The 11,542-nt window shown below is 68.5% G+C and carries 12 protein-coding genes; 6 read left to right on the top strand and 6 right to left on the bottom strand.

All coding sequences use genetic code 11. The features are described from left to right. Positions 1-13 precede the first annotated feature (13 nt). From RVY76_RS15980 to RVY76_RS15955, 6 genes are read left to right on the top strand one after another with little or no spacing between them, the layout of a single operon-like run. A complete protein-coding gene (locus RVY76_RS15980) occupies positions 14-478 on the top strand; it encodes a DUF2141 domain-containing protein (RefSeq protein ID WP_317376891.1) in 465 nt (154 codons plus the stop codon). Beyond that, positions 475-2,016, top strand: a complete 1,542-nt coding sequence (gene crtI, locus RVY76_RS15975) for a phytoene desaturase family protein (protein ID WP_317376890.1) — start codon at positions 475-477, stop codon at positions 2,014-2,016. The genes RVY76_RS15980 and crtI overlap by 4 nt, the downstream gene beginning before the upstream one ends. Then, complete coding sequence (locus RVY76_RS15970; RefSeq protein ID WP_317376889.1) at positions 2,013-3,536, top strand: phytoene desaturase family protein; 1,524 nt, start codon at positions 2,013-2,015, stop codon at positions 3,534-3,536. The genes crtI and RVY76_RS15970 overlap by 4 nt, the downstream gene beginning before the upstream one ends. Continuing rightward, positions 3,520-4,320: a lysophospholipid acyltransferase family protein gene (locus RVY76_RS15965; RefSeq protein WP_317376888.1), complete on the top strand. Its 801-nt coding sequence runs from the start codon at positions 3,520-3,522 to the stop codon at positions 4,318-4,320. The genes RVY76_RS15970 and RVY76_RS15965 overlap by 17 nt, the downstream gene beginning before the upstream one ends. A 4-nt stretch (positions 4,321-4,324) precedes the next feature. Beyond that, positions 4,325-5,446 carry a glycosyltransferase family 2 protein gene (locus RVY76_RS15960; RefSeq protein WP_317376887.1) on the top strand — a complete coding sequence of 374 codons (1,122 nt, stop codon included), beginning with the start codon at positions 4,325-4,327 and terminating at the stop codon, positions 5,444-5,446. After that, positions 5,436-6,545, top strand: coding sequence for a sulfotransferase (locus RVY76_RS15955; RefSeq protein WP_317376886.1), 1,110 nt, complete (start codon positions 5,436-5,438; stop codon positions 6,543-6,545). Before RVY76_RS15960 ends, RVY76_RS15955 begins: the two co-directional genes overlap by 11 nt. Here RVY76_RS15955 and RVY76_RS15950 read toward each other — a convergent pair. From RVY76_RS15950 to thiM, 6 genes are all read right to left on the bottom strand, one after another. Next, positions 6,523-7,893: an aldehyde dehydrogenase family protein gene (locus RVY76_RS15950; protein WP_317376885.1), complete on the bottom strand. Its 1,371-nt coding sequence runs from the start codon at positions 7,891-7,893 to the stop codon at positions 6,523-6,525. The two genes, RVY76_RS15955 and RVY76_RS15950, sit on opposite strands and share 23 nt — an antisense overlap. 40 nt (positions 7,894-7,933) lie before the next feature. After that, complete coding sequence (locus RVY76_RS15945) at positions 7,934-8,497, bottom strand: HupE/UreJ family protein (protein ID WP_317376884.1); 564 nt, start codon at positions 8,495-8,497, stop codon at positions 7,934-7,936. 177 nt (positions 8,498-8,674) lie between these two features. Beyond that, on the bottom strand, positions 8,675-9,340 hold the full coding sequence (gene tenA, locus RVY76_RS15940) for a thiaminase II (RefSeq protein ID WP_317376883.1): 666 nt from the start codon (positions 9,338-9,340) through the stop codon (positions 8,675-8,677). Further along, complete coding sequence (gene thiD, locus RVY76_RS15935; RefSeq protein ID WP_317376882.1) at positions 9,337-10,143, bottom strand: bifunctional hydroxymethylpyrimidine kinase/phosphomethylpyrimidine kinase; 807 nt, start codon at positions 10,141-10,143, stop codon at positions 9,337-9,339. Before thiD ends, tenA begins: the two co-directional genes overlap by 4 nt. Continuing rightward, positions 10,140-10,754: a thiamine phosphate synthase gene (thiE, locus tag RVY76_RS15930; protein ID WP_317376881.1), complete on the bottom strand. Its 615-nt coding sequence runs from the start codon at positions 10,752-10,754 to the stop codon at positions 10,140-10,142. The genes thiD and thiE overlap by 4 nt, the downstream gene beginning before the upstream one ends. Further along, on the bottom strand, positions 10,751-11,542 hold the full coding sequence (gene thiM / locus RVY76_RS15925; protein ID WP_317376880.1) for a hydroxyethylthiazole kinase: 792 nt from the start codon (positions 11,540-11,542) through the stop codon (positions 10,751-10,753). Before thiM ends, thiE begins: the two co-directional genes overlap by 4 nt.

The following is an 11,542-nucleotide window of genomic DNA, read 5'->3' as shown; positions in this document are numbered from 1 at the left end:
TCATGGTTGCTGAATGGTAGTCTCAGACAAGGGCGAGACTATCAATAAGGAGGTTGAGATCGCACGGCTTGCCATTTTGTCGCTTCTGGCGGCGATCGGTCTCGGATCAGGGTCCTCTGCGGCGGATCTCGTCGTCAGTGCGACGGGCCTTCGCAGCGCGGCTGGCGATCTGCGCGTGGCCATCTGCGAGCGGGAGCATTTCCTCGAGCCGAGCTGCGCATTCGGAGCCTCCGCCCCTGCGGCAGAGGGTCGCGTGACGATCCGTGACGTCCCGCCCGGCGAATACGCGGTTCAGGCCTTCCATGACGAGAACCGCAACGGAAAAATCGACCGAAACCTGCTCGGCCGTCCGACCGAGGGGATGGCATTCAGCCGGGATGCGCCCATGCGCTTCGGCCCGCCCTCTTACGCCGATGCGGCGGTGGTGATACCCCCCGGTGGCGGACGCTTGACCATGACGATGAGGTATTTCCGATGAACGCTCCGAGACTCGAACGGGGGAGCCACGCCGTTGTGGTGGGCGCGGGGCCCGGCGGCCTCGCCACCGCGATGCTGCTTCGCGCGGCGGGGGCGCATGTCACGGTCCTTGAAGGCGCCGACCAGGTCGGCGGGCGCACGGGCGCGATCCGGCAGGATGGCTTCACCTTCGATATCGGCCCGACCTTCTTCCTCTATCCCGACATCCTGCGCGAAATCTTCGCGGCCTGCGGGCGGTCCTTCGACGACGAACTCGAGATGACGCGCCTCGATCCGATGTACCGCCTGCAATTCGACGACGGCACGACGCTCGAGGCGACGCCCGACGTGGAGCGTCTGACGGCGCAGGTCGCGCGGATCGATCCCGAGGACGCGAAGAACGTGCCGGGATACCTCAACGAGACGAAGGCCAAGTTCGACCTCTTCAAGCCTTTGCTGCAGCGCCCGTTCCACAACGTGGGCTCGATGATGAAGCCCGACATGGCGCGCGCGCTGAAGCTGTTCCGGCCTTGGCTGACCGTCGATCAGGATCTCAAGCGCTGGTTCAAGAACCCCGACGTCCGGCTCGCCTTCTCGTTCCAGTCGAAATATCTCGGCATGTCGCCCTTCAAGTGCCCGTCGCTCTTCACGATCGTGGCGCATGTCGAATACGGGTACGGCGTCTATCACCCCAAGGGCGGCGTCAACCAGGTGCCCCACGCGATGGCGCGCGTCGCCCGTGAGATGGGCGTCGATATCCGCCTGTCGGAACCGGTCGAGCATCTGACCTTCGACGGCCGCAAGGCCACGGGTGCCATCACCGCCAAGGGCAGCTATCCCGCCGACGCGGTCGTGGTGAACGGCGATTTCGCGACGACGATCCCGCGCATCGTGCCCGACAACCTTCGCAAGCGCTGGACCGATCGCAAGATCGCCTCGAAGAAGTATTCCTGCTCGACCTTCATGCTCTATCTCGGCGTCGAGGGCGAGTTCCGCGACATGCATCACCACACGATCTTCCTGTCGCCCGACTACCTCACGAATATCCGCGAGATCGATGCGGGCCAGGCCCCGGACGATCCGACGATCTACGTGCAGAACGCCTCGGTCACCGATCCCACACTCGCCCCCGAGGGACATTCGGCACTCTACGTACTGGTGCCGGTCGGCAATCTGGAGGGCGGGACCGACTGGAAGACGCTGGCACCGATCTATCGCGAGAAGATCCTCAAGCGGCTCGAACGGCTCTGCGGTCACGACATCCGGCCGCATATCAAGACCGAGATCATGTACACGCCCGACGACTGGCAGTCGCAGATGGGCATCTATCGCGGTGCGACGTTCAATCTCGCCCACAATCTGGGGCAGATGCTCCACTGGCGGCCGCGCAACCGGTTCGAGGATGTCGACGGCGTCTATCTGACGGGGGGCGGCACGCATCCCGGATCGGGCCTGCCCACGATCTTCGAGAGCGCGCGGATCGCGAGCCGGCTCGCCGCCGCGGATATGGGTCTGCCCGCACCGATCGGAACCAGCGCAGAGAAGGAGGCCGCAGAATGAGCAGGACGGGTATCATCGGCGGGGGCCTCGGCGGTCTGGCCGCGGCCTGCACGCTGGCCGCGCGGGGCCATCAGGTCACGCTGTTCGAGCGCAATTCCTGGCTCGGCGGCAAGGCGGCCGTGCTCGAACGCGATGGTTTCCGCTTCGACATGGGGCCTACCATCCTGACCATGCCGCGCGTGCTCGAACGGATCTTCGCCGAGGCGGGGCGGGACCTGTCGGATTATCTCGACCTGCGACGGCTCGACCCGCAATGGCGCTGTTTCTACGAGGACGGATCGGTACTCGATCTCGCGGACGATCGCGAGACGATGCGCCGGACGCTGCAGGATTTCGCGCCGGACGACGTGCAGGGCTACGACGACTTCCTCAAGGTCGCGAACCGGCTGTCGGACGTGTCGGACCGGTTCTTCTTCTGGAAATCGGTCGAGGATCTGCGCGACACGATGGACATGAAGAGCTCCTTCAACCTCTCGACGTTGTCGGATGTCATGTCGCTGAGGATGCACCGCACCGTCGCGGGGCAGGTCAAGCGCAACGTCCGCGACAAGCGCGTCGCGCAGATGCTCGAGCATTTCATCCAGTATGTCGGCTCGTCCCCTCTGGCCTCTCCGGCGGTGCTCTGCGGAATCGCGCAGATGCAGGTGGGCGAGGGGGTCTGGTATCCGATGGGCGGCACCCGTGCCGTGCCGCGCGCGCTGACCCAGCTGGCCGAGGAGCTTGGCGTGGAGTTCCGCACCGGCGTGGAGGTCGAGCGCATCGAGACCGAGCAGGGTCGCGCCAGCGCCATCGTCGCTGATGGCGAGCGGGTGCCCTTCGACCTCGTCGTGTCGAACATGGACAGCGTCCGCACCTATCGCGAGCTGGTGGGCGGCGAGCCGTGGACCGAGTTCCAGAAGGGCCGCAAGCGCGAGGCCGCCTGTTCGGGCGTGGTCCTCTATCTCGGGCTCGACAAGGCCTACGACCATCTCGCCCATCACAACTTCGTCTTTTCGAAGAACCCAGAGGACGAGTTTCGCGAGATCTACGACGAGGGGCACCCTGCCACCGATCCGACCGCCTATATCGCGGCCCCCGCCCGGACGGAGCCCGGCGTCGCCCCCGAGGGCGGCGAGGCGCTCTACATCCTCGTCCATACGCCCTATCTGCGCGAGGGGCAGGACTGGTCGCAGATGCTGCCGGACTATCGCCGCACCATCCTCGACAAGCTCAAGCGCTGCGCGGGGATGGAGGATATCGAGGATCGCATCGTCACCGAGGACGTGCTGACCCCGCAGGACATCCACGACCGCTACAAGGTGCTCGACGGGGCGATCTACGGGCTCGTCAGTCACGGCAAGGTCTACGGCGCGTTCAAGCCGGGCAACCGCTCGCGTCAGGTGCCGGGTCTCTATCTCGCCGGTGGATCGGCGCATCCGGGGCCCGGAATGCCGATGGCGCTGATGTCGGGCTGGATCGCGGCCGATACGCTCGACCAGGACGCGACCCGCAACGAGACGGTCCATGCCGTCGCGGAATGAGACGGCGGGCGGCGATCCCGTCGCCCTCCGCTCGCCGTCCATGTGCCGGTTCTTCGCGGGTATCATGCGTCGGCAGATGCGGCAGGGGTTCCGCGCCGTGCGGCTTGCACGGCCGGGATTGCCGGACCTGCCCGGGGATCGTCCGCTCCTCGTCTATGCCAACCACCCCTCGTGGTGGGACCCGGCATTCTTCATCCTTCTTGCCGCCGAGATATTCACGGACCGCGAGAGCTATGGCGTCATCGAGGCGCCGATGCTCGAGAAATACCGCTTCATGCGGCGCATCGGGCTTTTCGGGGTCGAGCGCGATCCGCGGCGCGGTGGCGCGCAGTTTCTCCGGACGGGCGAACGCCTGATGGCCGATCCCGCGCGGATGCTCTGGGTCACGGCGCAGGGCGGCTTTGCCGATCCGCGGCTGCGGCCGCCCGAATTGCAGGGCGGCGTCGCCCGCCTGATGGCGCGATGTCCGGAAACGGTGGCGCTGCCCCTCGCGGTCGAATATCCCTTCTGGAGCGAGAAGCGCCCCGAGGCGCTCGCGCTTTTCGGGACGCCCGTGACGCATGACGGGACCGAACCGCCCGAGGCGCTCAACGGTCGTCTTTCCGCCGCGCTCGACACCGCGATGGGCGATCTGGCCGATCGGGCCACGGCCCGCGATCCCGCCGCTTTCACGCGCCTTCTCGCGGGGCGGTCCGGGGTCGGCGGAATCTACGATGCCTGGGGGCGGCTGCGTGCCGCCGCGCAGGGACGGCGCTATGTCGCCGATCACATGGAGGAGACCTGACCCCGTGCTGCCCCTCGCCATCCTCTCGCTCGGCCTGGCGGGTCTCTACGCCGTCGTGACCTTCGTCAATCTGTCGATCTTCCGCGCGCCGAAGCGCGACCCGGCCGCACGCCTTCCGGCGATCTCGGTCCTGCTGCCCGCCCGCGACGAGGCCCGCAATATCGGCCCCGCGCTCGATGCGGTGCTTGCCAACCGGGATGTCGATCTCGAGGTGATCGTCCTCGACGACGGATCGACCGATGGCACCGACCGGATCGTGTCCGAGCGCGCGGCCGCCGATCCCCGCATCCGCCTGCTGCGGGGCGACGACCTGCCGAAGGGCTGGGCGGGCAAGCAATATGCGTGCGACCGGCTGGGCCGTGCAGCCCGCAACGAGATCCTCTTCTTCGTGGATGCCGATGTGCGTATCGCCCCCGATTGCCTGTCGCGCATGGCGGGGCATCTCGAGGCCCGCGATCTCGACCTGCTGAGCGGGTTTCCGCGGCAGCGCACCGAGACGCTGGCCGAGAAGCTGACCATCCCCAAGATCTTCGTGCTGCTGCTGGGCTATCTCCCTCTGCCCTTCGCGCGGACGTCGGACAATCCGGGTTTCGCCGCCGGGTGCGGGCAGATGATGATGGTGCGCCGGGCGGCCTACGAGCGCGCGGGCGGGCACGAGGCGATCCGCTTCACCATGCATGACGGCCTGCTGCTCCCGAGGCTGCTGCGGACGAGCGGTGCACGCACGGACCTGATCGATGCGACGCCGCTCGCCACATGCCGCATGTACGAGACCTGGGACGAGATCTGGTCCGGCTTCGGCAAGAACGCCGCCGAGGGCATGGCGAAACCCGTGGCGCTGCCCGTCTGGACGCTGCTTCTGGGGGGCGGACATGTCCTGCCCTACCTGCTGGTGCCCTTGTCGATCCTGACCGGCAACGGGCTTGCCTTCCTCGTCTCTCTCGCGGCGCTGGTGCTGGTCTTTTCGGCGCGGCTGGCCACCGCGATCAAGGTCCGCCAATCGCTGATCTCGGTGCTGCTGCACCCCGTCGGCATCTGCATCGTGCTGGCGATCCAGTGGAACGCGCTCGTCGGGGCGGGCCGCGGCCGGCGGAGCTGGCGCGGGCGCAGCTACGATGCCGGCTGAAGGGGGCTTTCCCTGGCACCGATGGTTCCACCCCTTATGCGGGGCGGATCCGCTGACGCTTCTGTCGGTCGTCGCGCGCGGGGGGATGCCCGCGCCGTCGCGCGTTCCGGCCTTCGCCATCGCCTGCGCCATGTCGGTTTTCCGGCTGCCCTTCACGCTGGCCGAACGGGTGCTCGATGCCGGTGCCTCCGCGCCTGCGCATCCGCCGGTCTTTGTCGTTGGGCATCCCCGCAGCGGAACGACGCATCTTCATAACGTGCTGGCCGCCTCGGGGGCCTTCGCGACGGTGCCGCCGGTCCTTGCCGCGCTGCCATGGGAGCGGCGCACGATCGGCCCGCTGATGCGCCCGATGATCGAGCCGCACCTGCCCGCCAACCGCCTGATCGACGGGGTCGAGATCGGTCGCGACGACCCGACCGAGGACGAGGTCGGCCTCGCCAATACTGGGCCGCTGTCCTATTTCCACGCGCTCTACTTTCCCCGTCACTTCGCGCGCGATTACCGCGCGGGACTTCTTCATCTGGGGACGGCCCGCACGCGCCGGGGCCGCGAGCGCGCGATCGCACGCTATGTCCGGAATATGGGACGCCGGTCGGTCGATCGACCGCTGCTGCTGAAGAACCCTGCCTATACGGCGCGCGTGGATCTGCTGGCGCAGCTCTTTCCCGGTGCGAAGGTCATCCATATCCATCGCGACCCTGCGGCGGTCTTTTCCTCCGCGCATCGCGCGCTCGCCATTGCGCTGCGCGAGATGTCGTTCCAGGACGCCGCGCAGGTCGATCTCGACGCCGCGATCCTCGAGACCTATCCCGAGATGATGGCATCGCTGAGGCGTTCGCGCGATGCGCTGCCCGAGGGTTGCTTTGCCGAGATCGCCTTCGAGGATCTGGTGGCCGATCCAGACGCGACGCTCGGACGGCTCTGGGCCGATCTGGACCTTCCGGGCGGGGCCGGTTCCGCGATCGGCTATTGCCGCGAGGTCGCGGGATACCGCACGCAGTCGAGCCCGCTTCCGCCCGCGCGTCGCGACGCGCTCCGCAGGCTCTGGCCCGCCGATTTCGCGGCCTACGGACGGCCTAGCGAAGCAGCAGGCGGATGATGCGCTCGATCGCCTTTCCGTAGGGCGGCCGCGACATCCCGATGGGCGCGAAACGCGACCGCACCATGATGCTGCGCGGACGGGTGAAGGCGCGGAACCCTTCCTCGCCGTGATAGGCCCCCATGCCCGATGCGCCCGCCCCGCCGAATGGCAGGGCATGGGCCGCCACATGCAGGACGCAATCGTCGATCATCGCGCCGCCTGACGGTACCTGCGCCACCATCCGCTCGCAGGCCCCGACATCCGGCCCGTAGACATAGAGCGCCAGCGGCACGTCGCGCGCGCGGACGAACCGCGCGGCATCGTCGGGCGTGCGATAGGCGACGATCGGCAGGATCGGCCCGAAGATCTCCTCACGCATCAGGTCGCTTTCGGGATCGGGGTCTAGCACGGCATAGGCCCCGAGGTGTGGAGCCTCCGGCATCCGGTCCATCAGCGGCACAGCCCGTCCACCACCGAGCAGGCCCTTGAGCCGCCTGCGGTCGGCGGGACGTGCGATCGCCGCGTAATCGCCGCCCGACGGGTCGGGATAAAGTGCCCGGCACGCGGATTTCAACGCGGCGAGGATCCCTTCCTCGCTTCCCTCGGGCACCAGCAGGTAATCGGGCGCGATGCAGGTCTGCCCGGCATTGAGCAGCTTTCCCGCCATGACGGAGCGCGCCACGCGGTCGGGATCGGCACCCGGCAGGACGATCGCCGGGGATTTGCCGCCAAGCTCCAGCGTCACGGGGGTGAGGGTTTCGGCCGCCGCCGCCATGACCCGCCGCCCAGTCGCCGTCGATCCGGTATAGAATATTCCGTCGAGCGGCATCCGCGTCAGGGCCTGCGCGACCTCCGCGCCGCCTTCGACGACGCGGGCGCGATCGCCGACGGCGGCATGGACGATCTTCGACAGAACTGCGCTGGTCCGCGGCGTGAATTCCGACGGTTTCAGCAACACGCGATTGCCCCCGGCCAACGCCGCGACCAGCGGAACGAGCGCGAGTTGAACGGGATAGTTCCACGGCGCGAGGATGCCGACGAGGCCGAGCGGCACCCGCTCGACCCGTGCGCGCGAGGGCCAGAATTCGGGGGAAAGCCGGACGCGTTCGGCCTTGGTCCATCGGCCAATCCTGGCCTTCGTCCAGCGGATGTTCTCGAGCACCATGGCGACCTCGGCCAGCATGGTCTCGGTCCGGGGCCGCCCGTTGAAATCCGCATCGATGGCGCGCGCGATCTCCTCGGCATGCGCGCGGGTCTCGCGCGCCAGCGCCGAGAGATGCGCGCGCCGTTCGGCCGGGGTCGCGGGGCCCGCCCGGCTCAGGCGGGCCTGGGCGGCGTGAAGGTCGTCGGAATCCGTATCGCTCATCTGCTCCGACATAGTGCGGAGCGGGCGGCGATCCCGTCCGTCAGCCAGCCAGCGCGATCGATGCGCCGCTGATCGCGGTGAGCAGGCCGAGGGCTCTCAGGACGCGCGTGTCGGTCGCCACGCGCGCAATTCCGACGCCGGCCGCGTGGAGCAGCGCGGTCGACAGCGCGAATCCCGCGCCGAAGGCCAGTGCCCCCGCCGCGCCGAGCTCGGCCCCGTGCGCGTGGCCGTGGAAGAGCCCGAACAGTGCCGTGAGCGCCACCGCCCCGCCGAGCGGCAGGCTGATGGCAAGGGCGAGGACGAGGCCGAGCGCCATCACCGAGACGAGGATCATCGGCTCGACGAACGGCAGCCCGACGCCCCCGACGGCCCCCGCATATCCGACGATCATTGCCCCGACGAAGGCGGCGGGCAGCGCCCAGACCGCCCGCTGGCCAAGCGCCACGGCCCAGAGGCCGACGGCCACCATCGCCAGGATATGGTCGAGCCCGAAGACCGGGTGCGACAGCCCGGCAAGCACCGATCCATGCGCTGCCGGGTCCAGATGGGCCATCGCGGGCGTCGCGGCGAGCGTCGTTAGGAGGGCGAGCGAAAGTCGGGTCATGTCGAGATCCTGATCGGTGCGTAAATCCTGTGATGACCTTGCCTCGCCTTCGATGACGGTGAAGGCCAGAGCGGGTGATCCGCGATGATAGGGTCAACAACGGAATGCCTGCAAGCAAGGCATCCGGAGATTGAAAGCGCCTAAAATGAAGGCGATATGCGAAACGGCGCGCTCCGGTCAGGGGCGCTGCCAGTCACGCCTCTCGTAGGCGCTCTGCCAGAAGGTCCATTCGTGGAGCGACGACCGCTCGAAGGCATGCCGCATCGCCATGCGCGTGGGCTCGTCCGCCGCATCGGCCAGCCGGTCGACGAGGACGAGCATCGCCGTGACCGCAGCCTCGAAATCCTCTCCGGCATAGGTGTCGATCCAGGCGCGATAGGGATGCTCGGGAGCGGCCTCTGCATGGATGGACTGGCCGACGCGAAGATAGATGCAGAAACACGGAAGAAGCGCCGTCACCGCGACCGGAAAGGGATCCGTGGCGGCCGACCGGATCAGGAAGCTGACGTAATGGTCGCAGGCGGGCGAGGGAGGTTTCGCGGCGAAACCTTCGGGCGTCACGCCGTAGAGCGCCATGTATTCGTCATGGAGCTGTCGCTCCACCGCGATGGCACCCGCCGCGGCACCCGAAAGCTGCGCGATGGTCGCGGGGTCTGGCGCGCGCGACCCGGTCAGGGCAAGCGCGCGGGCGAACCCTTCGAGATAATGCGCGTCCTCGATGATGTAGAAGCGGAAGGTCTCGGGCGGCAGGGTGCCCGACGCCATCTCGGTGTTGAAGGGCATGGTGCGGATCCGCTCCTGCAGATCGGCGGTTTCGTCCCAGAGGGTTTCGGTAAAGCTCATTGCGTGTCTCCGGCGACTGCGTGGAAATGGTGGACCGGGCCGTAACCGCCGCCGACCGACAGCTCGCCCGAGGCCGCGATGGCGCGCGCGACGTATTCCTTGGCGCGTCGGGCGGCGTCGGGCAGGGCATGCCCCTTGGCGATCTCGGTGGCGAGCGCGGAGGACAGCGTGCAACCCGTCCCGTGCGTGTTCGCGGTCGCGATGCGCGCGCCGGTCATCGTCATTTCGCCCTCGGGCGTGACCAGCAGGTCCGTCACCGCGTCGCCCGGCAGATGCCCTCCCTTCATCAGAACGGCACCACAGCCGAGCGCGAGGAGTGCGCGCCCCTGTTCGCGCATTCCCGCCGCGTCGCGCGCGGCCTCCCGCCCCAGGAGGTCGCCAGCCTCGGGCAGGTTCGGCGTGAGGATCGTCGCCATCGGCACCAGCAGCTCGGAGAGCGCCGCGACCGCCTCGGATGCAAGCAGCCGGTCGCCCCCCTTGGCGACCATCACCGGGTCGAGAACGACAGGCACCCCGAGCCCGTCAAGCGCGCGGGCGACGGCCTCGACGATCGCGGCATTGCCGAGCATGCCGATTTTTACCGCATCGATGCGGATATCCTCGCGGATGGCGGCGATCTGTGCGGCGACCATGTCGGCATCCGTCAGCGCGACCCGCGCCACGCCGCGCGTGTTCTGCGCGGTCAGCGCCGTGATCGCGGCCATCGCATAGCCACCGTTCGCCGCGATGGCCTTGATGTCGGCCTGGATGCCGGCACCGCCCGACGGGTCGGATCCCGCAATGGAAAGGATGTTGGGAATCATGTCGTGGTCCATTCGTCGATGAGGGCCTTTGCCGCGGCCTCGGGGTCGGCTGCGCGCGAGATGGCCGAGATCACGGCCGCCCCCGCGCAACCCGCCCGTCTGAGCGCGGCCATGTCACCGGGACCGACGCCGCCGATGGCGAAGCAGGGCAGGGGCGTCGCCGCCACGATCCGGGCGATGCCGTGAAGGCCGATGGGCGGGGCATGGTCCGGCTTCGAGGCGGTCGCGCGCATCGGGCCCACGCCCAGATAGCTCAGACCCTTTTCCGGCAGGGCCGCGATCTGGGCGTCCGTTTCGACCGAAAGGCCGAAGATCATGTCCGGGCCGATCCGGTCGCGGATCGCCATGGGGTCGCCGTCACCCTGTCCGGTATGGAGGCCCGCCGCCCCGACCTGCCGCGCGATCTCGACCCGGTCGTTGACGATCAGCGCGACACCGAAAGGCGTCAGCCGGTCGATCAGCGTCCGGGCGAGATCCGCGAAATCCGTATCGCCGAGCGTCTTGTGGCGAAGCTGCACCCATCCGGCACCGCCCCGCGCCGCGCGTTCGGCCTGTTCAGGGATCGAAAGCGGCGCACCCGGATCCGTGACGAAATAGAGCGGCGGTATCATGCCCGCTCGATCCGCGCGGCCGCGTCGAGACCGGGGCCGTCGATCGCGTGAAGCGCGTCGAGAAATGCCACCTGGAACGATCCCGGGCCCTTTGCCTCGCGCGCCGCGATCTCGCCCGCGTAACCGTAATGGGCGAGTGCCGCGACGCTGGCCTCGAACGCGTCGTCGGCCGGTGCAACGAAAGCCGCGATGAGGCCCGTCAGCGAACATCCCATGACCGTGACGCGCGGCATCATCGCATGGCCATTGCGGATCCGCGCGATCCGGCTTCCGTCCGTCGCGAAGTCCACCGGACCCGTCGCGATGACGACGGCACCGGTGCGGCGCGCGAGGTCGCGGGCCGCGTCCTCGGCATTCTCGACGGCATCGGCGGCATCGGCCCCGCGTCCCGCCGCTTCGGCCCCCGACAGCGCGAGGATCTCGGAGGCGTTGCCGCGCACGACCCTCGGCCCGAGCGCGAGGAGCCGCGCACCCGCCTCGCGCCGCATCGCGGTCGCGCCGACGGCCACGGGATCGAGAACCCAGGGCGTCCCCGCCTCGCGCGCGGCATCGGCGGCGATCGCCATGCACTCGATCCATTCGTCGTCGAGCGTGCCGATATTGATGCTGAGTGCAGAGGCGATGCGGGCGAATTCGGCGGCCTCGCCCCGCGCGTGGACCATCGCGGGCGACGCCCCCGCGGCCAGCAGCACGTTCGCCATGACGTTCATCGCGACGTAATTCGTGATATTCTGCACGAGCGGTGCGGCATCGCGCATCGCGCCCAGATGGTATGAGGGGGTATCCAT

The organism is Palleronia sp. LCG004 (assembly GCF_032931615.1).
Lineage (GTDB): Bacteria > Pseudomonadota > Alphaproteobacteria > Rhodobacterales > Rhodobacteraceae > Palleronia.
Note: the sequence above shows the minus strand (reverse complement) of the source record. Positions and strands in the feature narration are given on the sequence as shown.